This window comes from Kitasatospora sp. NPDC001225 (assembly GCF_053597855.1).
The window spans coordinates 1-23,882 of sequence record NZ_JBSFJC010000002.1 but is presented as its reverse complement, the minus strand read 5'-3'; the positions used below and the strand labels follow the sequence as shown (position 1 = coordinate 23,882).

17 protein-coding genes are annotated in these 23,882 nt (G+C 75.6%); 8 read left to right on the top strand and 9 right to left on the bottom strand.

Annotation, left to right across the window (positions count from 1 at the left end; genetic code table 11):
* Positions 1–124 precede the first annotated feature (124 nt).
* The 7 genes from ACWDCZ_RS00875 to ACWDCZ_RS00845 all read left to right on the top strand — a co-directional run bounded on the left by ACWDCZ_RS00875 (position 125) and on the right by ACWDCZ_RS00845 (position 9,931).
* On the top strand, positions 125–1,684 hold the full coding sequence (locus ACWDCZ_RS00875; protein ID WP_449814853.1) for a hypothetical protein: 1,560 nt from the start codon (positions 125–127) through the stop codon (positions 1,682–1,684).
* Positions 1,685–1,755: 71 nt separating this feature from the next.
* Positions 1,756–2,544, top strand: a complete 789-nt coding sequence (locus tag ACWDCZ_RS00870; RefSeq protein ID WP_387823923.1) for a polysaccharide lyase — start codon at positions 1,756–1,758, stop codon at positions 2,542–2,544.
* A 49-nt stretch (positions 2,545–2,593) separates the two neighbouring features.
* Positions 2,594–4,156, top strand: a complete 1,563-nt coding sequence (locus tag ACWDCZ_RS00865; protein ID WP_449814852.1) for an ABC transporter substrate-binding protein — start codon at positions 2,594–2,596, stop codon at positions 4,154–4,156.
* 138 nt (positions 4,157–4,294) lie between these two features.
* Complete coding sequence (locus ACWDCZ_RS00860; protein ID WP_074003745.1) at positions 4,295–5,254, top strand: ABC transporter permease; 960 nt, start codon at positions 4,295–4,297, stop codon at positions 5,252–5,254.
* The gene (locus ACWDCZ_RS00855; protein WP_387823932.1) at positions 5,251–6,096 is read left to right on the top strand and encodes an ABC transporter permease; all 846 of its coding nucleotides are present in this window, start codon (positions 5,251–5,253) and stop codon (positions 6,094–6,096) included. The genes ACWDCZ_RS00860 and ACWDCZ_RS00855 overlap by 4 nt, the downstream gene beginning before the upstream one ends.
* Positions 6,093–7,910: a dipeptide ABC transporter ATP-binding protein gene (locus ACWDCZ_RS00850; RefSeq protein WP_449814851.1), complete on the top strand. Its 1,818-nt coding sequence runs from the start codon at positions 6,093–6,095 to the stop codon at positions 7,908–7,910. The genes ACWDCZ_RS00855 and ACWDCZ_RS00850 overlap by 4 nt, the downstream gene beginning before the upstream one ends.
* A 17-nt stretch (positions 7,911–7,927) precedes the next feature.
* Positions 7,928–9,931, top strand: coding sequence for a hypothetical protein (locus ACWDCZ_RS00845; RefSeq protein ID WP_449814850.1), 2,004 nt, complete (start codon positions 7,928–7,930; stop codon positions 9,929–9,931).
* A gap of 46 nt (positions 9,932–9,977) precedes the next feature.
* Here the strand turns inward: ACWDCZ_RS00845 and ACWDCZ_RS00840 are convergent, their stop codons facing one another.
* The 3 genes from ACWDCZ_RS00840 to ACWDCZ_RS00830 all read right to left on the bottom strand — a co-directional run bounded on the left by ACWDCZ_RS00840 (position 9,978) and on the right by ACWDCZ_RS00830 (position 13,548).
* Positions 9,978–11,252, bottom strand: coding sequence for a sulfatase family protein (locus ACWDCZ_RS00840; RefSeq protein ID WP_449814849.1), 1,275 nt, complete (start codon positions 11,250–11,252; stop codon positions 9,978–9,980).
* A gap of 3 nt (positions 11,253–11,255) precedes the next feature.
* Positions 11,256–12,257 carry a hydroxyacid dehydrogenase gene (locus ACWDCZ_RS00835; RefSeq protein WP_449814848.1) on the bottom strand — a complete coding sequence of 334 codons (1,002 nt, stop codon included), beginning with the start codon at positions 12,255–12,257 and terminating at the stop codon, positions 11,256–11,258.
* 91 nt (positions 12,258–12,348) lie between these two features.
* Positions 12,349–13,548, bottom strand: a complete 1,200-nt coding sequence (locus ACWDCZ_RS00830; protein ID WP_449814847.1) for an ROK family protein — start codon at positions 13,546–13,548, stop codon at positions 12,349–12,351.
* Positions 13,549–13,702: 154 nt separating this feature from the next.
* Here ACWDCZ_RS00830 and ACWDCZ_RS00825 point away from each other — a divergent pair, with 154 nt between their 5' ends.
* A complete protein-coding gene (locus ACWDCZ_RS00825; RefSeq protein WP_449814910.1) occupies positions 13,703–14,491 on the top strand; it encodes a sugar phosphate isomerase/epimerase family protein in 789 nt (262 codons plus the stop codon).
* 78 nt (positions 14,492–14,569) lie between these two features.
* On the opposite strand, the gene ACWDCZ_RS00820 is transcribed toward ACWDCZ_RS00825, so the two are convergent.
* From ACWDCZ_RS00820 to ACWDCZ_RS00795, 6 genes are all read right to left on the bottom strand, one after another.
* Positions 14,570–15,271, bottom strand: a complete 702-nt coding sequence (locus ACWDCZ_RS00820) for an aspartyl/asparaginyl beta-hydroxylase domain-containing protein (RefSeq protein ID WP_449814846.1) — start codon at positions 15,269–15,271, stop codon at positions 14,570–14,572.
* Positions 15,272–15,305: 34 nt separating this feature from the next.
* Positions 15,306–16,532, bottom strand: coding sequence for an MFS transporter (locus ACWDCZ_RS00815; RefSeq protein WP_117486674.1), 1,227 nt, complete (start codon positions 16,530–16,532; stop codon positions 15,306–15,308).
* Positions 16,517–17,785, bottom strand: coding sequence for an ATP-grasp domain-containing protein (locus ACWDCZ_RS00810; protein ID WP_449814845.1), 1,269 nt, complete (start codon positions 17,783–17,785; stop codon positions 16,517–16,519). Before ACWDCZ_RS00810 ends, ACWDCZ_RS00815 begins: the two co-directional genes overlap by 16 nt.
* Positions 17,782–19,056, bottom strand: a complete 1,275-nt coding sequence (locus tag ACWDCZ_RS00805; RefSeq protein WP_049650440.1) for an ATP-grasp domain-containing protein — start codon at positions 19,054–19,056, stop codon at positions 17,782–17,784. The genes ACWDCZ_RS00810 and ACWDCZ_RS00805 overlap by 4 nt, the downstream gene beginning before the upstream one ends.
* 97 nt (positions 19,057–19,153) lie before the next feature.
* Positions 19,154–19,936 (bottom strand): SDR family oxidoreductase, encoded by a 783-nt coding sequence (locus ACWDCZ_RS00800; protein ID WP_234348280.1) that lies wholly within the window; start codon positions 19,934–19,936, stop codon positions 19,154–19,156.
* Positions 19,937–19,941: 5 nt separating this feature from the next.
* Positions 19,942–23,862, bottom strand: a complete 3,921-nt coding sequence (locus ACWDCZ_RS00795) for an SDR family oxidoreductase (protein ID WP_449814844.1) — start codon at positions 23,860–23,862, stop codon at positions 19,942–19,944.
* Positions 23,863–23,882: the final 20 nt, after the last annotated feature.

The window sequence follows — 23,882 nt, the reverse complement described above, 5'->3', positions numbered from 1 at the left end:
TCGCCCGATGGCGATCGCACGACACCGACCGGCTGGGCCTTGACCGGCCCCCGGAGATCACGGCTAGCTTCTTCTCAGAGTCGATCAAACACCGCCGACCCCGACCCGAGGAAGCCCCGCCCCGATGACCGCCCCCACCACCGACGCGCCCGGCTACGCCGGTCTGGGCCTGTACGTCGGCGACCTCCACAACCACTGCGGCATCAGCTACGGCCACGGGAGCATCGAGGACGCCTACGCCAACGCCCGGCTCCAGCTCGACTTCGCCAGCGTCACCGGCCACGGCTGGTGGCCCGACCTGCCCGAGCGCACCCCCGAGCTGGCCAGCCTGGTCGACTACCACACCGAGGGCTTCGCCCGGCTGGCCCGGCTCTGGGACCACGTCCAGGACGTCACCGCCGCCGCCCACGAGGACGGCCGCTTCGTCACCTTCCAGTCCTTCGAGTGGCACAGCCTCGCGTACGGCGACCACTGCGTGTACTTCGACGGCCCGCGCGGCGAGATCATCCGGGCGGCGGACCTGGAGCGACTGCGCGCCCGGCTGCGGGAGCTCGCCGCCCAGGGCGTACGGACCTGGGCCCTGCCGCACCACATCGGCTACGGGCCGGCCCGCCGCGGCATCGACTGGGCCTCCTACACCGAGGAGTTCGCCCCGGTGGTGGAGATGGTGTCGATGCACGGCTGCGCCGAGTCCGACGAGGCGCCGCGCGGCTACCTGCACACCATGGGCCCGCGCGCCGCCGCCGGGACGGCCGTCCACGGCCTGCGGCTGGGCCACCGCTTCGGGCTGATCGGCTCCACCGACCACCACAGCGCCTTCCCCGGCAGCCACGGGCACGGCCGGGTCGCGGTCTGGGCCCCGGAGCTGACCCGCGACGGGATCTGGACCGCCGTCCAGCAGCGCCGCGCCTACGCGATCACCGGCGACCGCATCCTGCTCGCCACCTCCGTCAACGGCGCCCCGATGGGCGCCGAGGCCTCCTCCGCCGACCGGCGCCGGATCCAGGTCACCGTCCAGGGCCGGGACGCGCTCGACCACGTCGAACTGCTGCGCAACGGCGTCCCCGTCCACCGGGTCAGCCGCCCCGAACTGCTCGCCCGCGCCGCCGCCGAGGACACCTTCACCGGCACCCTGGGCTTCGCCGTCGGCTGGGGCCGGCGCGGCGAACCGGTGCACTGGGACGTGGAGTTGCGGATCGAGGGCGGGCGGCTGCTGGACGTCCAGCCCCGGCTGCGCGGCCCGGAGACGGTCGCGCCGGCCGAGGCCGAGCCGGACACCTACCGGCCGTCCCACTGGGAGCGCACCGGGCCGGGGGAGGTCCGGCTGCGGACCGTCACCGACGGCAACCCCAACACCGCCACCGACAGCACCCAGGGCTTCTCGCTGCGGATCGAGGGCGACGAGCGGACCAGGCTGGTCGCCGTCGTGAACGGCGTCGAGACCGCCCACGCCGTCGGCGAGCTGCTGGCGGGCGCGCGGACCGGCTTCACCGGCGGGTTCGTCTCCGGCGCCTACCGCTTCGACCGGGCCGTGCCCGACCGGGAGACCACCGCCGAGTTCGAGCTGACCGACGAACGCCCCGGCGGCGACGGGGACTTCTACCACGTGAGGGTACGACAGGTGAACGACCAGTGGGCCTGGTCCAGCCCGACCTGGGTGGGACCGGCCGGCTCCTGTCGCTAGGGCCGGTTGATCCCGTCAGCCGGCCCCGACCACCGGTCGCCCGTACCCGAACCCGAGATGGAGAAGAACCCGTGTCCCGACTCCCCGGCCGCCTCGCCGGCGCCGTGCTCACCGCCGCCCTGGCCGTGACCGCCGCCGCTCCCGCCCACGCCACCGCTCCCGCACCCGCCTCTGCGGCCGTGACCGCCGCCACCGAGGTCTTCGCCGACGACTTCGAATCCGGCACCCTCGCCGCCTGGACCCGCCAGCGCGTCGACGGCAACGGCAGCATCACCGTGGCCCCCGCACCCGCCGGCGGCACCGGCCAGGCCGCCCGCTTCAGCGTCCCGAACGACGGCGCCTCCTACCGCTCCGAGGTCGCCGTCAACTCCCTCGGCTGGGGCAGCTACCGCTTCGCCCTCGCCGACTACCTGCCCGCCGACTGGGTGCGGACGTCCACCGAGACGATCCTCGCCCAGTGGCACGGCTACCCGCTCGCCGACGGCAGCGACACCAAGCCGCCGATCGCGCTGACCGTCAAGGACGGCAGCTGGCGGCTCAAGGTGCATTGGCTGACCGACCCGAGCACCGTCCAGGAGGCGGTGATCCCGCTCGGCGACGTGCAGTTCGGCCACTGGAACCAGTGGGCCTTCGACATCACCTGGTCCACCGACACCACCCCCGGCGCCGTCACCGTCTACCGGGACGGCGCGCAGGTCGGCGCGTACAGCGGCCTCAACAACTACCACCAGAACCAGTCGCCGTACTTCAAGACCGGCATCTACCGGGCCAACTGGAACCCGGCCAAGAACATCCCCTACCCGACCGGCGGCCCCGACGTGGTGGCCTGGAGCGACAGCGTCGTCGTGACCAGGTACTGACACCGCACCCGCCGACCGAGACCCCGAGAACCGAAGAGGTAGCACCACCATGAGCGACGCGGCCCGCCACCACGGCCTGCCCCGAAGAGGCTTCCTCGGCCTGAGCGCCGGAGCGGTCCTGCTGGCGGCGGGCTGCCGCTCCGCCACCGAGGACGCCGCAGGCGGGGCCGCCGCCCCCGCCACCGCCTCCGCGCCGGACCTCCAGATCGTCTACGGCGCCGCCCCCGACCCCACCCAGCTGCTCCACCGCGGCCCGGACACCCCGGTGTTCGTCAACCTGGTGCTGGACCGGCTGGTCGACCTCGACCCGCAGACCCTCCAGCCCGTGCCCTGGCTCGCCACCTCCTGGGAGTGGAGCGCCGACCGCACCAGGCTCGTGCTCAAGCTGCGCGAGGACGTCACCTTCCACGACGGCCGCCCGCTCGGCCCGGACGACGTCGTCTTCTCGCTCACCGGCGCGGCCAAGTCCTCCCAGGTCAAGCCGCTGCTGGAACGGCTCGCCGACATCCGGGCGAGCGCCCCGAACGAGGTCACCCTCACCCTCGCCAAGCCCACCAGCAACCTGTTCGACGCGCTGGCCTTCAACCCCGTGGTGGACGCCCGCACGTACGTCGACGGCAAGGCCGCCGACAGGGTCAACGGCACCGGGCCGTTCACCTGGCAGGCGTTCAAGGGCGGCAACCAGCTCGACCTGGCCCGCTACGACCACTACTGGCAGAGCGGTCGGCCGCACTTCGAGCGGATCACCGTCCGGTCGGTGACCAGCAGCCAGGCCGCGCTGTCCGCCCTCCAGTCGGGGCAGTCCCACCTGATCGGCGCGGTGCCCGGCCGCGACCTCAAGGTGCTCGGCGGGAACCCGGCCTTCACCGTGCAGTCCGCCAGGTCCTCCTACCAGCAGGCCTTCCTCGGCGTGAACGTCACCAGCGGGCCCTTCGGCGACCGCCGGGTGCGTCAGGCCCTCCAGTACGCGGTGGACCGCGACCGCATCGTCGCCCAGGTGTACGGCGGCCACGCCGAGGCGAGCAGCCTGCCCTGGCCCTCCAACACCCCCGGCGTCACCCCCGACCAGGTCACCCGCTACCCGCACGACCCGGAGAAGGCCCGCGGGCTGCTCCGGGAGGCCGGCGCCGAGGGCACCCGGGTGCCGCTCACCGCCGCCAACTCGCCGGTCTTCGCCTCCCTCGTGGAACTGGTCAAGTACGACCTGGAACAGGCCGGGTTCGGCGTCGACGTCCAGCTGCTGGACAACGCCGCGCTCCAGCCGAAGATCCAACAGGGCACGCTGGACGGGCTGTTCATCGCCAACCACGGCATGGTCAGCGTCTCCCCGCTGAGCGGGATCACCGTCTCCGGCCCGCTCCAGGTCGGCCGGAACACCTCGCACGTCACCGACCCCGCCTACGCCGACCTCCAGTCCCGTGCCTTCGCCGCCGCCGACGAGCAGGCCCGGGCCGAGGTCAACCACGACCTGTCCGAGTACCTGCTCACCGAGTCCTTCCACATCACCCTCGCGCACGCCTGGGAGACCTACGCCCTGGCCTCCTCGGTGCGCGGCGTGGCCACCAGCGCGCTCGGCTACCTGCGGCTCGACGACACCCGGCGCACCGCCTGACACACCGCCTGAGACACCGCCGGACGTACCGCCGGGCGCCGTCGCCGCGCCGCACCGTCGGACGCACCGCCTGACGGCCGTCCCAGGGCGACCCCCACCGCCCTGGGGCGGCTCCTCCGACCCCCTTGGAGTACCCCCGTGCCCTACTGGACCAGAAAGGCGGCCGGCGCGCTGGCCACGCTCTGGCTCGCCTCCGTCGCCGTCTTCCTGCTGCTCCGCCTCGCCCCCGGCGACCCGGTCTCCGCCGCGCTCGGCGCCGAGGCCGACCAGGAGCAGCGCGACCGGCTCGCCGGCAGCCTCGGCGTGGACCGGCCGATGCCCGTCCAGTACCTGGGCTGGCTGCACGGACTGCTCACCGGGGACCCGGGCAGCTCCTTCCACTACCGGGAGCCGGTCACCCGGCTGATCGGCCAGAGCGTCGGCAGCACCGTCCAACTCGCCCTCGTCGCCGGGCTGCTGATGCTGGTCCTCGGCCTGCTGCTGGGCGTCGCGCTGGCCGCCGAGCGCCGCGGCCGGCTCGCCCGGGTGCTCGACCCGCTGGCCACCGCCCTGCTGGCGCTGCCGGTGTACGTCACCGCCGTGCTCTTCGTCTTCGTCTTCGCCGTCCTGCTGCGCCTGCTGCCCGCCGGCGGCGAGCGGGACCTGTTCACCGCGCCGGACCTCGCCGTCCAGTACCTCGCCCTGCCCGCCGTCGCGCTCGCGCTGCCGGGGGCGGCGGTGCTGGCCCGGCTGCTCGCCACCGAGCTGCGCCGCACCCGCCAGGAGGAGTTCGTGCTGACGGCCGTCGCCAAGGGGGCCTCGCCCCGGCGGGTCCTGGCGCGCCACGTGCTGCCCAACAGCCTGGCCCCTTTCTGCGTCGAATTCGGCCTGCACCTGGGCGAGTTGCTCGGCGGCGCGGTGGTCGCCGAACAGCTCTTCGCCCGGCACGGCCTCGGCCAGCTGCTGCTGGACGCCATCAACCAGCGGGACTACCCGGTCGCCCAGACCCTGATCATGCTCGCCGTCGCCGTCGCCGTACTCGTCCAGCTCGGCTCGGAGCTGCTGGTCGGCCGGCTCGACCCGCGGATCGCCCGCGCCGGCACCGGGGAGGACCGGTGACCAGCACCCTTGCCGTACGCCGCCGCCGGCTCGCCCTGCCCGCGCTCCCGGCCGCGCTGCGCACCCGGCGCGGGCGCACCGGCGCGCTCCTCGTCCTCCTGGTGGTGCTGCTGGGGCTGCTCGGCCCGCTGTTCGCCGCCGACCCCTACCGGCAGGGCCCGGACGCCCTGGCCGGGCCGTCGGCGGCCCACCTGCTGGGCACCGACGAGGTCGGCCGCGACCTGCTCGCCCGGGCGCTGGCCGGGATCCGCACCGAACTGCTGGTCTGCCTGCTGGCCGTCCCCGCGGCCGCCGTGCTCGGCACCGCGCTGGGCCTGCTCGGCGGGCTGAACCGGCTGCTGGGCGAGGCCGTCCAACGGCTGTTCGACCTGCTGCTCGGCCTGCACGGCGTCCTGCTCGGCCTCGCGCTCGCCCTGCTGGTGCGTCCGGGGCTGGGCACCGTGGTGGCCACCATCGTGCTCAGCGCGCTGCCCTCCTTCGGACGCCAGGCGCGGGCGGCCCTGCTCGCCCAGCTGGCCCGCGACCACGTGGTGGCGGCCCGGGTGCTCGGCGTGCCGCGCGGCCGGATCCTGCGCCGCCACGTGCTGCCGAACGTCGTCGACGCCACCACCGCGCTGCTGGCCGTCGCGATGGCGCACGCCGTCAAGACCGAGGGCGGCCTGAGTGTGCTGGGCCTCGGCATCCAGCCGCCCGCCCCCTCGCTCGGCACGATGATCAACACTGGCTCCAAGTACCTCTTCCTCCACCCGGGTTACGCCCTGGCGCCGGTCGTCCTGCTCGGCCTGCTGGTGTTCGGCCTGACCCTGCTCGCCGACTCGTTCAACCGGGAGAGACTGCGGTGACCACGACCGATGCCATCACCACCGTCGAGGCCCCGACCGCCGCACCGGTGCCGGGCCCGCCGCTGCTGGAGGTGCGCGGCCTGCGCGTCACGGCGGGCGGCGGCGAGGCGGTGCGCGGGGTGGACCTCACCGTGCGGCCGGGCGAGATCCTCGGCCTGGTCGGCGAGTCCGGCTCCGGCAAGACGCTCACCGCGCTGGCCGTCAACCGGATGCTGCCGCCGGGCTGCCGCACCACCGGCGGCGCCGTCCGCTTCGACGGCGCCGACCTGCTCGCCCTGCCCGAGCCCGCCGTGCGCGCGGTGCGCGGCCGGCGGATCGGCATGGTCTTCCAGGACCCGCTGGCCCACCTCAACCCCCGGATGCCGGTCGGCCGCCAGCTCGCCGAGGCCGCCCTGGTGCACGGCGCGAGCCGCCGCGAAGCCCGGGCCCGGGCGCTCGAACTCCTCGACCTGGTCGGCATCGCCGAGCCCGCGCGCCGCTACCGCGACCGGCCGCACGAGTTCTCCGGCGGCATGCGCCAGCGCGTGCTGATCGCCATGGCGATGGCCAACCGGCCCGAGCTGCTGATCGCCGACGAGCCGACCACCGCGCTCGACCCGAGCACCCGGGTGGAGATCCTGGACCTGCTGGTCCGGCTGCGCGACGAGACCGGCACGGCCGTCCTGCTGATCACCCACGACCTCGGCGTGGTGGCCCGCAGCTGCGACACCGTCCAGGTGATGTACGCCGGACGGATCGTCGAACGGGCGCCCACCGCAGGCCTGTTGGCCGCGCCCCGGCACCGGTACACCGCCGGGCTGCTGGCCGGCGTGCCCCGGCTGGACGGCCCGCCCGGCGCGCCGCTCACCGTCATCGGCGGACGCCCGCCGGCAGCGGGGGAGGTGCTGACCGGCTGCGCCTTCGCACCGCGCTGCGCGGCCGCCGCCGACCGCTGCACGACCTCGGCGCCGGGTTGGACCGACACCGGCGACTCCGGCTTTTCCTGCCATCTCCCGGTAGCACAAGCAGTGGTGACGGAACGTCAGATCGTCGAGGCGCGACGGGCGGAGCGGGCCGCCGGGCCCGTCCTGGTCGCCGAGGGCCTCACGGTCCGCTACGGCCGCCGCCGGCCCCCGGCGCTGGACGGCGTCAGCCTGGGCGCCGCGCCCGGCCGGGCGGTCGGGGTGATCGGCGAGTCCGGCTCCGGGAAGTCCACCCTGGCCCGCGCGCTGCTCGGGCTGGTCCGCCCGCAGGCCGGGACGGTCCGGGTGGATGGCCGCTCCTGGGCCGGGGCCGACCGCGCCGAGGAACGCGAACTGCGGCGCCGGGTACAGCTGGTCTTCCAGGACCCGTACGCCTCGCTCAGCCCCCGGATGACGGTGCGCGAGGCGCTGGCCGAGCCGCTGACGACCCACGGGCTGCGCGACCGCGACCCGCGCGGGCTGTGCGAGCTGGTCGGCCTGCCGGAGGCGGTGCTCGACGCCCGGCCGCACCGGCTCTCCGGCGGCCAGCGCCAGCGGGTCGCGATCGCGCGGGCGCTGGCCGTCGGCCCGCAGGTGCTGGTCGCCGACGAGCCGACCTCCGCGCTGGACGTCTCGGTCCAGGCGCAGATCCTCAACCTCTTCGCCGACCTGCGCGAACAGCACGGCGTGGGGCTGGTGTTCATCTCGCACGACCTCGCGCTGGTCCGGCACCTCTGCGACGAGGTGCTGGTGCTGCGGCACGGCCGGGTGGTCGAACGGGCGCCCGCCGTTGAGCTGTTCGCCGCCCCCGCGCACCCGTACACCCGGGAGCTGCTGGCGGCCGCCGGCGCTCCCGAACCGCCCCGCCCATGACCGGACCCTGGAGCCCCATGCCTGCCGTGAACCCCTCCCGCCGCCAACTCCTGCTCGGCACCGGCGCGGTGGCCGCGCTCTCGGTGCTCGGCCCGCCCGCCGCCGCGGCGGCCCCCGCCGCGTCCGCGGCCCGCGAGCCCGAGGTGACCGGACTCGGCCCCGGGAACAGCGACTTCCCCCTGATGAGCGCCACACTGGTCGACGACACCCTGTGGATCGGCTCGCGCAACCTCGCCCCCGCCCGGGTGATCGGCTACCACCTGCCGACCGGCCGGGTCACCGCCACCGTCGACCTGCCCACCGGCAACTTCGTCCAGGGCTCGGCCGCCCACGGCGGCGTGCTCCACCTCGGCGTCACCGACGCCCCGGGCGCGGCCAACCTCTACCGCTACGACGGCACCCTCACCGCGCTCGGCAGCGTCCCCGGCGCCGACGTGCGGGACGTGGCCGTCGCGCCCGACGGGACGGTCTACGCGACCGGACGGCAGAAGGGCCGGGCCGCCGGCCCCGGCCTGTACGCCTGGAGCCCGGCCACCGGCGCCGTCACCGAGGTCGCCTCCCCGGCGCCGAACGCCACCCAGGGCCGGGCCGTCGCGGCCACCGCGACCCACGCCTACCTCGGCGTCGGCAGCAACCTCGCGGGCGGCGGCGTTGCGACCAGGGCGAGCCTGTACGCCGTCGATCGGGCCACCGGCGCCGTCAGCGACATCACCCCGCCCGACCTGCGCGGCGACACGATCGTCCGCCGGATCACCGTCCTCGGCGACGACCTGCTGGCGGTGTCCACCGAGGGCGCGCCCGCCCACGTGGCGCTGCTCGACCCGGCCGACCACCGGGTGCTGCGCTCCTTCGCCGTCCCCGGCACCAAGAGCGTCACCAACTTCCAGCGCCGGGGGGACACCCTCTGGTTCACCTCCACCGAGCACGGCGTGCTGTGGCGCCACGACCTCGCCACCGGTGTGCTCGACCAGCTCGCGGTGCCGGTGCCGGACGGCAACTCCTGGGGCCTCGGCCGGCTCGGCGACACCCTCGCGGGCGTCACCGAGGGCGGCACCGTCTGGACCCTCGACCTCGGCACCGGGGCCGTCGCCACCCGGGACCTGGTCGAGGCGGGCGCCCCCGCCGCCGCCCAGCTCGGCATGTCGGTCGCGGCCCGCGCCGGGCGGGTCTACGTCGGCGGCAACGGCTCGCTCGCCCTGCACGACCTGGCCGCCGGGACCGTCCGCAAGCTCCCGGTGCCGGGCGAGGCCAAGGACACCGTGGTCCTCGACGACGGCACCCTCTACCTGGGCGTCTACTCCTCGCAGGGCATCTGGCGCTACCGGCCGGGAACCGACCCGGCACCCGTCAAGGAGGCCGCGCTGCCGCAGGAGCAGAACCGGCCGCAGGTGATCCGCCGCGACCCGGGCAGCGGCCTGCTGCTGCTCGGCGTCCAGGCCGACACCACCGGCGGCGGCTCCTTCGTCACCTACCGCCCGGGCAGCGGCCGGCCCACCGTGCACACCGACCCGCTCGGCCCCGAGCAGCTGGTGCGCGCCGTCGCCGCCGGGCACGGCCAGGCCTTCCTCGGCGGCGACAACGCCCGGCCCACCGGCCCGCGCGGCGACCTGGCCGCCTGGGACCCGGTGGCCGGCCGCGAGCTGTGGCGCACCGCGACCGACCTCGGCGCGGGCGTCAGCAGCCTCGCCGTGCTCGGGAACACCCTGTACGGCCTGACCGTGAACGGCCGGGCGTTCACCGTCGACCTGTGCGGCTCGCGGCGGCCCGGGTTCGTGCCGGTGATCGGGCGGCGGGCCGACCTGGGGGCGGTGTCCGGCGCCAACCCGCGGCTGCTGGCGCTCGGCGGGGCCCTGTACGGGGTCAGCGAGCGCAGCCTGTTCCGGCTGGACCGCGACACCCTGGCCGCCACCGTGCTGGTCGGGCTGGACGCCGAGTGGTACAGCGGCGCCCGGCTGGCCGCGGACGAGCACGGCGTGCTCTACACGCTGCGCGGGCGCGAGCTGATCGCCGTCCGGCCGTAACGACCGCGAGGGGAGGGGCCGGCCCAGGCGGGCCGGCCCTTTCGCGTCAGCGCGCGGCGTGCGGCACGAAGCGCGCGAACGGGTCGGCGACCTCGGCGCAGTGCCCGGCCAGCAGGCCCCGGAAGCGGTCGAGCAGCGCCGCGTGCCGGGCGTCGACCGCGAGGTTGACCAGCTCGCCGGGGTCGGCGGCGAGGTCGAAGAGCTGCTCGCGGTGGTCGCCCCAGGCGTAGCAGACGTACTTGTGGTGGCCGGCGCGGACCATCCGGCCCAGGGCGTTGTTGAAACCGGGGATCTCCCAGCGGGTCTCGACCACCACGCTGTCGTGCGGCCGCGGCGCGCGGACGCTGCGGCCGGGCAGCCCGTCCGGCCCCTCGATCCCGGCCAGGTCGCAGAGCGTCGGGATGAGGTCCAGCCCGGCCGCGACCAGCCGCTCGTCGACCGCGCCGGCGGCCACCCCGGGGCCGGTGACCACCAGGGGCACCCGCACGCACTCCTCGTACAGGGCCCACTTCTGGTTCCAGCGGTGGGCGCCCGCGCCGTCGCCGTGGTCGGAGCTGAACACCACCACGGTCTCCCGGTCGCCGCCGCGCTCCGCCAGTGCGGCCAGCAGCAGGCCGATGTGCCGGTCCACCCGCTCCACCAGGGCGTAGTAGGCGTGCCGGTAGCGGCGCCAGTCGTCCTCCCGCCAGTGCTCCGTCGGGTGGGTGTGCGGCTGGGCCAGCCGGGCCAGCCGGGGCAGCGCCGGATCGTACGGCCCGACCGGGAAGTTGGCGGGCAGCGGCGGGAGTTCGGGGACGGGCGGTGCGGGCGGGAGCGGGCCGGTGCGCGGGTCCTGGCCGCGGGCCCACTCGCAGATGCCGTGCGGCTCCAGGAAGGAGGCGACCAGCAGGAACGGCCGCTCGCGCGGCGCGCGGACGAACCCGGCGGCGGCGCGGGCGAGTCCGGCGTCGTCCCCGCCCGCCGGGTGGATCCGGCGGAAGCCCCGGTCGGCGGGCAGGTCGAGCTCCGGCAGGTGCCACTTGCCGCCGTAGCCGCAGTCGTATCCGGCCTCGGTGAACAGGCGCCCGAGCAGCGGGTCCTCGGGGCCGCCGGTGTTGCCGGTGACGCCGACGGTGCTGGGCAGGCGGCCGGTCATCAGGCTGGCCCGGGAGGGGGTGCAGAGCGGCTGGGCGCAGTAGGCGTTGGGGTAGCGGGTGCCGGCGGCGGCCAGCGCGTCCATCGCGGGGGTGCGCAGGTACGGGTTCCCGGCGGCGCCCATCGCGTCGGCGGTCTGCTGGTCCGTCAGGATCAGGACGACGTCGGGGCTCTGTGGATCCGGCACGGGTCAGGCCATCCGTTCGTAGGTGTGCGGGTCGAGCGCCCGGCGCAGCGGGGCCCCGTCCAGCCAGCGCTCGAACTCGCCGACGACCAGGTCGCCGAGGCGGCGGCGCTCCAGCCCCCGGCTGCCCGCCAGGTGCGGGGTGACGACCACGTTGGGCAGGGTGAACAGCGGTGAGCCGGGCAGCGGCGGCTCGGGGTCGGTGACGTCCAGCACGGCGAAGAGGTCCGGGCGTTCGGCGAGGACGGCCAACAGCGCGGGCTCGTCCAGGACGGCTCCGCGCGCGGTGTTGACCAGGGTGGCGCCGGGCTTCATCGAGGTCAGCAGCCGCCGGTCGACGAGGCCGCGGGTCGCCGGGAGCAGCGGGGTGTGCACGCTCACCACGTCGGCGGCGGCGAAGAGTTCGTCCAGGCCGACGGCGCGCACCCCGGGCGGCACCGGGGCGTACGGGTCGTGCGCGAGGACCTCGACGTCGTAGCCGCGCAGCATCTCGCAGACCAGGCGCCCGGCCGCGCCGAGCGACAGGACACCGACCGTGGAGCCGTACCCGCCCGGGGTGCGGGCGGCCGGGACGGCGGCGCGGGCGGCCCGGGCGTCGAGGACGTGGCGCCAGCCGCCCTTGAGGGCGTAGACGATCTGCGCCACGGCGAACTCCGCGACCGGGACGGCGTTGGCGTGGGCGGCGGTGACGATCGGGACACCCGCCGCCCAGAACGCCTCGCCGGCGATCCGGCGCACCGAGCCGGCGGCGTAGAGCACCAGCCGCAGGCGGGGGAGCCGGGCCAGGGTGGCGGCGTCCAGGACGGGCCCGTCCCAGCCGGTGAACAGCACCTCGACGGCCCGCAGCGCCTCCGGTGCGGCGGCGGCCAGCCGCTCGGCACTCCACACCCCGTCGGGCGAGGCCGGGTCGGCCAGCACCTCGGCCCGGGCGGCGACCCGGGCGCGGGCCCGCGGGCCGTAGACGTCGGGGAAGCGCTCCGGGTCCATCGCGAAGGCGGCGGTGGGCATCCGGTTCTCCTCGGGTCGCTGACGCACAAGGAGTTTCTATCACAGTGAGAAATAGTGGGAGGGGGCGGTAGGGCTGGTCGGGCCCCGGACCTCAGCGGGTGATGAACGTCGCCCCGTCCGCGAGTCGGACCGCCGCCGCGGCCGCGCCGACCAGCTCGGTGGTGGTGCTGTGCACGACCACCAGGCGCGGCAGGACCGGCACCCGCCCCTGCAGCCGGCTCTCGATCGCGGCCGGCAGCTCGCCCCCGCTCTCCCAGAACAGCCGCCCGCCGAGGGCGATCAGCTCCGGCGCCAGCACCGTGCTCAGGTTGGCCACCAGCAGCGCCAGGTCGTCGGTGAGCTCGCCGATCAGCCGCACCGCAGCCGGGTCGCCCTCGCGCCCCAGCCGGAACAGCCCCGCCACCCGCTCGGCCGGGGTGCCGGACACCGTCAGACCGGCCTCGGTGATCCGCCGGTCCACCGCGTGGTCGCCGATCCTCGCCTGGGTGTCGCCGGTCCGCCCGAGCGGCCGGTCCAGCGCCGCGTGCCCGGCCATCAGGTGGCCCAGCGCCCCGGCCGCGCCCAGCCGGCCGTCCAGCACGATCCCGGCGCCGACCTCGATGCCCACCACGACGGCCGCCAGGTCGCCCACCCCGGCCGCGGCGGGCGACTCCCGCACGGCCAGCGCGACCAGGTTGACGTTGCTCTCGACCGCCACCGGGACGCCGTAGCGCTCCTGGAGCAGCACCCCCAGCCGCAGCCCGGGCCAGTCCAGCGCGGGCGCGAACTCGACCAGCCCGGTGCGGTCCCGGACCACCCCGGGCACGCCCACGACGAGCGCGCGGGGGGCGCCCGCGTGCCGCCCGGCCCAGTCCCGCAGGCCGTCCACCAGCGCGAGCAGCGGGCCGGTCAGCTCGTCGGCGGCGATCTCCCGCGGCCGGTCCGGGCCGGGGAACGCCCAGTGGTGCTCGGCCTCGTGCAGCACCGTGCCGTCCAGCGCGGCCACCACGCCGACGATCCGGCGCGGGCGCACCGCGATCGCCAGCACGGTCTGCGCGCGGGCGTTGTACCGGATCAGCTGCGGCGGCCGGCCGCCGCTGGACGGCGCCCGCTCCGTCTCCACCTCCACCAGCCCCTCGGCCCGCAGCACCTCCACCAGCCGGTGCACGGTCGCGGTGCTCAGCCCGCTCTCGGCGGCCAGCCGCTGCCGGGAGAGCGTGCCGTGCCGGCGCAGCACCTCCAGCAGGACGGTCTGGTTCACCTGGGCGACGGTCTGCGTCGTGGCGGTGGCGGGGGTACGGCTCGGGGGCATCGCGCGCTCCTCGGACCGGGCCGGGCCCGGACGGTCAGGACTTTGTCTCAGCTTGAATATATCCTTGGCCCGGCCCGCCCTGCCCTCCGTGCCCGCGCGGGTCGCCCTGCCCGCCCTGCCCTGCCCGGGGCGCCCGACGAACGACGGAGCCGCCGTGCCGCTCGCCCTCTCCACGCTCGGCCTCCCCGGGCTCCCGCTGGCCGGGGCCGCCCGGCTCGCCGCCGAGCACGGCTGGGACGGGCTCGAACTGCGCTGCGCCGAGGGCGAGTCCGTCCACCCGGCGATGACCCCGGGGGAGCGCCGCAGCGCGGCACGCGTCCTGCGCGCCCACGGCCTCACCCCGCTCGCGCTCGCCTCCTACGTCGGCGTCGCCGCCCCCGGGCCGGACCGCCCGGTGACCGACGCGCTCCGCGCCCACCTGCGGCTCGCCGCCGACCTGGGCGCGGCCGGCCTGCGGGTCTTCCCGCGCGGCGGCGACGGCCCGCGCGCCGAGGCCGACGACCGGGCCGTCCGGCGGCTCGCGGAGGTCGCGGAGGAGGCCCGGCGGCTGGGCGTGCGGGCGCTCGTCGAGACCCACGACTCCCACCGGGGCGGCCGGGCGGTGGCCGGGCTGCTGGCCCGGGTCGCCCACCCGGCCGTCGGCGCCCTGTGGGACCTGATGCACACCCACCTGGCCGGCGAGACCCCGGCCGGGACCCACGCGGCGCTCGCCCCGTACCTCGGCCACGTCCAGGTCAAGGACATCGCCGGCCCGCACGACCGCACCCCGCTCCCGCTGGGCGCCGGCGTCCTGCCGATCGCCGACTGCCTGCGCCTGCTGCCGCCCGACACCTGGGTCTGCTGGGAGTACGAGGCGCCCTGGCACCCGGCCGCCGCCCCACTGCCCCCGCTGCTCCCCTCGGGTGCGGCCTTCCTCGCGGCCCCGCACCGCCCGTCGGGCTGAGCACCCCGCCCGCCGGGGCACACGGGTGCGGGGCGCCGGCCAGGCCGACGCCCCGCACCCACGCGGCACCGCGGCCGCTCAGCTGTGCATCACGTCGTACTTCGAGGCCTCGACGAACTGCGGGGCCCACTTCTGCTTCAGGCGCAGGCAGTACCGGTTGAGCAGATCGGCGAACGGCCCCATCGGGCGGCGGAAGTCGACGATCACGATGACCCTGGGCTCGTCGCTGTGGTTCTCCACCTCGTGCTCGAACGAGACGTCCAGGACCGTTCCCTCGCCCTCCCGCCAGGTGTAGTAGTCGCGGTCGAGCCTGATCCGCGGCGGGTTGTCCTTCGGGATCCGCAGGCCGAGGTGGTAGCGCAGCACACCGGCGTACGGGTCCCGGTGGGCCGGCAGGCCGACGCCCGGGTCCAGGATCGAGATGAACGCGTTGACCACGTTGGGCGTGGACATCGCGAAGTCGAGCAGCGCCGGGCAGTCCTTCCTGGCCAGCTCGTTGGGCTGGCCGTACATGTAGGCGTAGTAGAGGCGCCAGTCCTCCGAGACCTGGGCCGCGCGCACGGGGTCGAAGGTCCCGTAGGTCGGGATGCTCGTGCGGCTCAGGAGCGCGTCCACCTCCGCCCGGACGGCGGGGTAGACGGCCTCCAGGGCGCGTACCTCGGGAAAGACCGTGCGCGGGGGGATGATCCGCGGGCGGCCCTCGCCGCCCGCACCGCGCAGGAAGATCCAGTTGGTGACGGCCCGAAAACGCGGGTGGTTGACGCTGGGTGAGCCTTTCATCGTCCGCTCCCGATTCCGTGTGTCCTGAGACGTGTCATGAGTCGATGGCGATGGCTTGGTGGGGTGGCGGCGTGGTGAACCCGGCGATGTACCGGCCGGCTCCGAGTACCGCCACCAGGACGATCCAGCCCGCGACCGGCGCGGCGGTGACCAGGCCGGCGACGAGCAGCGGGCCGGCCGCGCCCTGGGTGGTCTCGCCGAGGACGCAGGCGCTCTGGTAGAAGCCGTGCTCGTCGGCCGCCGCGAGCACGGCGGACAGGCCCCACTCGCCCGCGGCCTCCAGCAGTTCGCCGCCGGTCAGCGCGATCGTGGCCGCGACGAGCAGGACCACCTGCCAGCCGGTCGGCGCGAACCGGACCAGGCCGAGCAGCAGGCAGCAGCCCGCGGTCCACACCGCGGAGTTCCGGAAGCAGCGCAGCGCTCCCTCGCGCGTCGCCGCGCGCCTGCTCACGGCCAGCTGACCGCCCACGGCGATCAGCGAGTTGAGCATCACCAGCCAGCCCAGCACGGACACCGGCACCGAGGCGTGCCGGGTGACCCAGAGCGGCAGCACGGTGCTGAGCAGCGTCGTGTGGACCGTCAGGATCCCCGTCGCCGCGGCCAGTGCGCCGCCGGTGCGCAGACTCCGCGCGCCGACCACCCCCGGTGCGCGGACAGAGGGGGAGCCGCGCCGGCCGGCGCCGAGCGAGGTGGTGGCGAAGCACGCCGCCATGACGAGGTAGCCGCCGCCGATCAGCAGGTAGGCGGTCTCGTAGGCGGACGGCGAACGGGAGGCCAGCAGCCGTACGGAGCACAGCGCGCCGAGGGCGAACCCGATGTTGGTGACGGTGCGCGCCCAGGCGAGCGCCTTGACGCTGTCGCCTCCGGCGCCGGCCAGCATCGCGCGGCGGACCACGTTGCCCGCGCTGTCGAAGCCCCCGGCCACGCAGAGCACGAGCAGCAGGGCCCACGGCGTGTGGACCCGGGCCGAGAGCGGGACCAGCAGCGCCGCGCAGACGGCGGCGACGCTGCCGACGGCGCGGCCCCGGCCCCGGTCGACGAGCAGGCCGGTCGGGACCGCCACCGCCGCCGAGGCCGCCCCCCAGAGCGTCAGGCCGGCCGTCGCGAGCAGCGGCGTCAGCCCGACGATCTGCAGCAGGTAGACCATCACGGTGGCGAGGAAGGCCCCCTTGCCGACGGACAGCACGAGGGTGGCCGAGAGCAGCGCACCGGTCCGCTCGGGCGGCCTGACCCGGGCCGCCGCCGCTACGCGGGCGAGCACAGCCCGCCCCGGGAGGCCTGCCAGGTACGGGCCGTGCCGTCCGGCTGCCCGAAGGTGAACCGCAGCGGGGCCAGGCAGCGGTCCAGGGCCCGGAGCATCGCCGCGTGGTCCGCCGCGCCGCCGCGCAGGAAGTCCAGCCGCATCGTCATCACGCTCGGTTCGAGTTCGCTGCCCACCGGCACCCGGGTGACGTAGTCGACGAGGCCCGGCTCCCGCTCGGCCTCCCGCACCCCGTCCACCCGGCGGAGCGCGCCGCCGGCCAGCGGCGGCAGGTTCCAGTACTGGAAGGCGACGTCCCCGGGGGCGGGTGCCGACGGTTCGACCGGCTGTCCGCAGGCCACCGCGATGCCCAGCTCCAGCAGGTCCAGGCCGGTGGTCCGCCGGTGCAGGTCGGCGATGAAGGCGCCGAGCCGCCCGTTGACCTCGATGATCCGCGGGCCCCGCGCGGTGAGCTTGACCTCGGTGTGGACCAGGCCCCGCCGGATGCCGAGGGCGCGGGCCGCCTCGGTGGCCAGCCGGGCGACCTCGCCGCTCTCGGCGGGGGACAGCTGGGAGGGGAAGAACTGGCCCTGCTCGCGGAACGGGTCGAGCAGCGGGAACTTGCCGGTGACGCCGAGCGTGTGGACCGCGTCGTCGGCGACGAGCGACTCCACGGACACGTAGTCGCCGAAGTCGCCCTCGTCCCGGCCGCGCAGGTACTCCTCGACCACGAACGGGCGCTCGGCGGTGGGCGTCAGCTCCGCGGGGTAGCCCTCGGCGTCCGCCACCAGGTGGGTGTCGCGGCTGCTGTGGCTGTGGACCGGCTTGACGACCACCGGACCGGCCAGTTCCCGTACCGCCGCCAGGGCCTCCTCCCGGCTCGTCACCGGGATCGACCGGACGGCGTCCACACCGGCCCGCGCCAGCCGTCCGCGCTGCGCCCGCTTGTCGGTGAGCACGGTGACCGTCTCGGCCTCGTGGAACAGCAGCCCCAGGCCGTCGCCGAGCCGCGCGGTCAGCGGGACCAGCGGCTCGCTGAACGTGGTGATGCCGCAGGGCCGGTGGGGACGCAGCAGGGCCAGCGCCGGCTCCGGCGCGTCGGGCTCGCACTCGACGACCGGCCCGAACCCCTCGTACGCCGCCCGCTCCGGCGCCCCCAGGGCGCCGGCGACGGCCACGAAGACCGGGCGGAGGCCGCGGGCCCGGACCGCCGCGGCGATGGCGGCGGGGCCGACGGCCGCGCCCGGGACGACAGCGACGACGACGGTGCTCATCTCTCACCTGACTCTGTGTCGGACAACCGGTAGACCTGGTCCTTGAGCTCCTCGATGCGCCGGTGGTCGCGGTGGATCGCGTCCGCGGTCCCGGCGCACTGGAAGATCCTGAGCGTGCTGGAGTAGAGGTCGACGGTCGGCCGGATCCGGTCCCCGGGCCCGAGCTTCAGGTTCAGGCCGAACACGCTCTCCAGCCCGGCGATCCGCCGCACCGCCCGCTCGTCGACGCTCTCGACCACGCCCGACAGCGTGGTGGAGGTCGTGCAGCAGACGGCCTCCTCGAACTTGTGGTAGCCGCGGCCCGCGTACTCGGCGGCGAACCGTTCGGGCCGCAGGTACGCGAGCGCGCTGAGCGTCGCCTGGTTGGCGCCGGTGCAGCGGTCGTGGAACCCGGGGTGCATGTTCCCGGCGATCCGCGAGCCGACCTCCACCAGCGCCGGCCCGTCGGCGGTGACGATCACCTCGGCGTGGCTCGGCCCGTGGCGGACCCCCAGCGCGGCGAGCGCCCGGTCCACGTAGTCGGTCAGCTCGGCCGCCGGCGGCTCGGCCGGCGACAGCAGGCGCTCGCGGTCGTAGATGTTGCGGCCCGAGGGCAGCAGGCGCTTCTGGTACTCCCACACGCCGCACACGTAGCGCCGGCCCTCGTGGGAGACCATGTCGACGACGTACTCCGTCCCCTCCAGGTAGGACTGGACGAGCGCCTCGCGGTTGGGCGAGCCGTAGATCGTCTCGGTGTCCAGGACGGCCTTCGCCGCGGACCGCACCTGCTCGGCGTCGGCGCAGACGACGACCCCGTCGCCGGCGGCGGAGTCGAGCGGCTTGACGACCACCGGATAGCGCCCGGCGCGCTGCGCCCAGTCCACCAGGGCCTGCGGGTCGCCGCTCTTGAACTGGTCGGCGCAGTGCAGGCCGGCGGCACGGAGCACCTCGATCATCCGGTACTTGTTCCGGCGGGCCTCGGAGAGCTCCGTCCCGTTGGTCGCCAGGCCCAGCCGCTCCGACAGCCGGTCCGCGAGCAGCACGCCCGGCTCCTGTCCGGCGAGCACGCACACCGGTGCGTACCGCGCCAGCTCCGCCACCGTCCGGTCGAGGTCCTCGTGGACGATGTTCGCCCGGTAGACGGTCAGGTCCGGGGCGGGCATGGAGGGCATCAGCCCGGGGGTGCTCTGGACGTGCACCAGGTCCGCACCCAGGGCGGTGAACTCCGGTGGCAGGTAGCCGCCGGAGGTGTAGGCGTCGACCAGTACGGCGACCGGCCTGAGCTGTGACAACGTTCCTCCTCGTCATGTCGGTCGGACGGAGCCCGCCGGGCGGACGGCCTCAGCGCGGAAGCCTCCGCGGCGTGCTCCTCCGGGTGGCGCGGGGCACTCAGACCTTCTGACGGGTGGGGCGGAGCCGGATGTCGTCGAGGTGCACGTGGGTCGGGCGGCCGACCGCGAACTCGACGACCGACGCGACGTCCTCCGGGGTCAGCAGCGGCCCGCTCTCGGCGGCGACCGCCTCGAACCAGGCGCTGTCGTAGCCGGCGGCGTCCTGGAAGCCCGAGCGGACGAAACCGGGCTCGATCAGGGTCACCCGGACGTTGTGGGCGCAGACCTCCTGGCGCAGCGCCTCGACCAGCGAGTGGACGGCGAACTTGGTCGACCCGTACACCGGGTTCGCGGCCGAGACCTGCCGTCCGACGGTCGAGCCGATGACCACGATGTCGCGGACCCGCCGCCCCCCGTCCAGCTCCGCCTGCCGCACGAACTCGGCCGCGGCGTCCCGGAGCTGGTGGAGGACGGCGAGGACGTTGACCTCGATCAGCCGCTCCCAGCGGGTGGGGTCCGAGCCGAGCACGGTGCCCGGCAGGCCGTGCCCGGCGCAGGCGACGAAGATGCTCGCCGCCTCCCACTCCGCCGCGGCCGCGGCCAGCAGCTCCCGCGCGTGCCCGGGCGTCGTCACGTCGCCCGGGAAGGGCCGGACCGCCCCCGGGGCCTGGTCCGACTCGGCCGCCAGGTCGGCGAGCCTCCTGCCGTCGCGGCCGGTGGCCAGCACCCGCACGCCCTGCCGGGCGAAGCGCGCGGCGATCGCGCGCCCGATTCCGGAGGAGGCCCCGGTGACCACGGCGACCCGCTTCTCGTCCATGCCTGTTCCCTGTCTGTCGTCCATGTCGGTTACCTGGTGCCCGCGGAGGGGAGTTCGCCCTGCTGCCCGAGGCCGGTGAAGAAGGCGTGCAGCCAGGAGCCCGTCACCTCGGGGAACTCCACCCCCAGCCGGGCCAGCAGCCGCCGGGTGCGGGTGTGGTCGTACCGCACGTTGCGGTCCGGTCGGCCGGCCCAGAAGTGCGCGAGCGAGAGCTGCTCCCCGCCGTCGCCGAGGTAGCGGCCGAACAGCTCCGCGAAGCCTTCCGCCCCGTCCTCGGCCAGGGCGTACCCCTGGTCGCGCAGGACCGTGAAGAGCCGCTCGTAGGACACCTCGTGGTGGGTGTCGAGGTGGAAGGTGCCGCCCCGCACCCGCGCGCTGCGCGAGATCTCCAGGATGCCCCGCGCCACCACGTCCACCGGGCTCAGCGCGAGGGTCAGGGCGCCGACCCGGGGCACCCGGCCGATCCGCACCGACGCCCGCAGCAGCTGGACCAGCCGGTTGTCGCCGCCGTTGCGCTGGAAGCGGCCGGACACCGAGTGGCCGCTGACGTTGCCGGAGCGGTAGACGAACGCGTTGCCGCCCTGGGTGGCGAAGCCCTGCACGAGGCGCTCGGCGTCGTACTTGCTGCGCTCGTACTCGTTGAGGAACTCCTGGCCGATGTCCAGGCTGTCCTCCGAGAAGACGGCCGGCTCGCCCGGCGCGCCGCCGCCGCAGACCGCGAGCGTCGAGACGTAGTGCAGGTCCTTGGGCCGGCCGGTGGTCGCCAGTCGGATCATCGCCCGCACCGGCTCGGTGTTCTGCCGGTCGAAGGACTCGCGGTCGCCGAACAGCCTGGTGTCGGCGGCCAGGTGGTAGAGCGCCTCCGCCTCGTGGCACAGCCGTCGGTAGTCCGGCTCGGCGAGGCCGAAGTCCGGCTCGGCGAGGTCGCCGGCCAGGACGGTGAGCCGGTCGGCGTACCGGTCGAGGCGACCGTCCGGGACGTACCAGGCGTAGGCGTCCGCCAGGCGCTCGGCGGGTGTCCGGCCCTCCTTCGCGCGCACCAGGCAGACCACCTTCGACCGGGTGCGGGCCAGCAGGAGGTCGAGCAGGTGCGCGCCGATGAAACCGGTCGCGCCGGTGAGCAGGACGGTGCCGTACTCGCGGACGGACCCGGCGGGCGGCTCGCACTCCAGGGCGCCCGGCACCTGGGCGAGGAGCCCGGTGCTCGATCCCGACTCCAGCACGAACCGGCCGTCGGCGGGCGGGAGCCCCGCGCCGCGCAGCAGGTGGTCGCGGGTGGCGCGGGCCAGGTCGAGCATCCGCTCGGGGTCGTGGCGCGCGGGCGTGTAGGACAGGTCGGCCACCAGCTGCCCGTCGTGGACGCGCGCCGTGAGCTTGAGGCCGTAGCCGCGGTCGTTCTCCGGGCCGCGGACCGGCCCTACCGGGTGGCGCGAGGGCCGCAGGTGCAGGTCGTCGCCGAAGGGCAGGGCGAACGGGCCGAGGTAGTTGAAGCAGACGTCGGCCCGCTGCGGCTGCTCGTGCAGGCCGTAGGCGACCCCGAGGGCGGGCACCTCGGCCAGGGCCGCCGCCGCGGACTTGCCGGTGGCGGCGAGGTCCCCGGCGACGGTGCGCACGCTGACGGGGAACGTCGAGGTGAACCAGCCCACGACGCGGGAGACCTCGAGCGTCTCGTCGAAGCAGATCCGGCCGTGGCTCTCCACGTCCGCGACGAGTTCGTCCGTGCCGAGCTGCTCGGTGAGCGCCTGGGCGAAGGCACCCAGCAGCGCCGCGTGGGCGGGGATGCCGGAGCGGGCCGCGGCCTCGGTCAGGGCGGCGCTCTGCGCGCGCGACAGCCGGAACCAGAGGGCCTGGGCGTCGCCCTCGCGGTTGTCGCCGGGGGCGCCGGGCCGTGGCGCGACGGCGGGCAGCCGGGCCAGGGAGTCGAAGTGCGCGAGGTCCCCGCGCAGTTGCGCGGTCCGGTCGCGTAGGTGGGTGGCCCACTGGCCGAAGCCGGTCGGGCCGGGGGCGGTGGTGGGCTCGCCGCCGCGCAGCCGCTCGCTGTAGCAGCGGCTGAGGTCGCTGACGACGATGCGCCAGGAGACCGCGTCGATCGCCAGGTGGTGGCAGATCAGCAGCAGTTCGGCCCGGCCGTCGCCGAGGAAGAGGTGCACCTTGAAGAGGTTGCCGTCCGCGATGCGGATCTCCCGCTGGAGGGCGGCCGCGACGTCCCGGACGGTCCGGGCGGCCGGGCCGTCCTCCTCGGGCAGCCGGGACCAGCTGAACGCGTCGGCGGGATCGACGAGTTCGCGCCGCCGGCCGTCGGCTCCCGGGCGGAACGCGGTGCGCAGCATGGGGTGCAGGCCCACCACGTCGGCGACCGCGGCGGCCAGCTCGGCCGGCCGCGGCGTGCTGTCGGTCTCCAGCAGCAGGGCCTGGTTCCACTGGTCGGGCTGGGCGAACTCCTGCCGGAAGAACCAGGTCTGGGCGGGGGAGAGCGCACGGTCGTCCGCGACGACCCGGGCGGCGGACGCGCGGCCGTGGTCGTCGCCCCCGCGGTCCTCCCGCAGCCGGGTGGCCAGGGCGGCCGCCGTCGGCTCGGCGAGGAAGGCCGCGGCCGACACCCGGTAGCCCTTGGCCTGGAGGTCCGCGATGACCTGGATGGCGTCGATCGAGCTGCCGCCGGCCTGGTCGAAGTCCTGGTCGACCGCGAAGTCGCCGTGGCCCAGGTGCCGTTGCCAGGAGGCGAGGACGTCGGCGAGCACCGGGTCGCCGTCGTCGGCGGCGGGGTCGGACGGGCGGGGCGTGCGCTCGGCGAGCCGTGCTTCGAGCAGCTCCCGGAGGGCGGCCTGGTCGGTCTTCCCGTTGGCGTTGCGCGGGAAGGCGTCGAAGGCCTCGATCCGGTCGGGGACCATGTGCGCGGGCAGCAGCTCCCGCAACTCCCGTCGCAGCGCGGCCGGTTGGACCGCCGGACGGTCGTCGGCGGCCGGCACCACGGCGGCGACCAGCATTGCCCGGTCCCTGGTGAGCAGGACGGCCACCGCGTCGGCGACCGCCGGGTGCCGGCGCAGGCCCGCCTCGACGTGGCCGAGTTCGATCCGGTACCCGCTGACCTTGACCTGCCGGTCGCCCCGGCCGAGGAACTCCAGTACGCCCCGGGAGTCGGCGCGCACCCGGTCGCCGGTGCGGTAGGCGCGTCCGAGGGCCGGGTCGAGCCGCGCGAGGTCGTCCGTGAAGGCCGCCGCGGTGGCCTGCGGGTCGTCCCGGTAGCCGAGCGCCACCGACGGGCCGGCGATGTACAACTCGCCCACCGTGTCCCGGTCGTGGAAGGTCCCGTCGTCGGCGCGGACGAGGAGCCGGGTGCGGCCCAGCGCGGTGCCGATGGGTACGGAGGCGCCGTCGAGGGCGTCGAGGTCGCTCGCGGCGGTCAGCCGGTGCGCGGCGACGCCCACCGTCGCCTCGGTGGGCCCGTAGTGGTTGACGAGGTTCCGGGTGACACCGGAGTCGAGGATCCGGCGGGCCAGCGGCAGCGCGAGCAACTCCCCGCCGAGCAGCAGGAAGCGCAGCTCGGGCCGGGTCGTTCCGTCCTGCCCGAAGGCCCGGAAGACCACGCTCCAGTGCGAGGGGGTGGTCTTCAGGACGTCCACCCGGTGGTCCTGGAGGTAGCGCAGGAGCGCCGCCGGGTCGCGCCGGGTGGCGTCGTTCACCAGGTGCAGCGTGCCGCCGGTCCACAGCGGGAGGAACAGGCAGGTGTTGCCGAGATCCGCGGCGAGCGTGGTCACGTGCGCGTAGGAGAGCGGTTCGGTGATGTCGAGCCGCTGGAGCAGGGACTCGGTGTAGTGCCGGATGTTGGCGTGCGAGACCTGCACGCCCTTGGGCACCCCGGTGGAGCCCGAGGTGTAGAGCACGTAGGCCGTGTCGTCGTCGGCGGGCCAGGGTTCCGCGGGGCCCCCGGGCGGCGGCGGCGGGGGCACCCCGCCCCGAATATGAAAAG

Excerpts from the sequence above, each read along its gene's own strand:
- ACWDCZ_RS00820 (WP_449814846.1), bottom strand. The coding sequence starts at position 15,271 with ATGAAAGGCTCACCCAGCGTCAACCACCCGCGTTTTCGGGCCGTCACC.
- ACWDCZ_RS00810 (WP_449814845.1), bottom strand. The coding sequence starts at position 17,785 with ATGAGCACCGTCGTCGTCGCTGTCGTCCCGGGCGCGGCCGTCGGCCCC.
- ACWDCZ_RS00865 (WP_449814852.1), top strand. The coding sequence starts at position 2,594 with ATGAGCGACGCGGCCCGCCACCACGGCCTGCCCCGAAGAGGCTTCCTC.
- ACWDCZ_RS00830 (WP_449814847.1), bottom strand. The coding sequence starts at position 13,548 with ATGCCCCCGAGCCGTACCCCCGCCACCGCCACGACGCAGACCGTCGCC.
- ACWDCZ_RS00835 (WP_449814848.1), bottom strand. The coding sequence starts at position 12,257 with ATGCCCACCGCCGCCTTCGCGATGGACCCGGAGCGCTTCCCCGACGTC.
- ACWDCZ_RS00845 (WP_449814850.1), top strand. The coding sequence starts at position 7,928 with ATGCCTGCCGTGAACCCCTCCCGCCGCCAACTCCTGCTCGGCACCGGC.
- ACWDCZ_RS00800 (WP_234348280.1), bottom strand. The coding sequence starts at position 19,936 with ATGGACGACAGACAGGGAACAGGCATGGACGAGAAGCGGGTCGCCGTG.
- ACWDCZ_RS00875 (WP_449814853.1), top strand. The coding sequence starts at position 125 with ATGACCGCCCCCACCACCGACGCGCCCGGCTACGCCGGTCTGGGCCTG.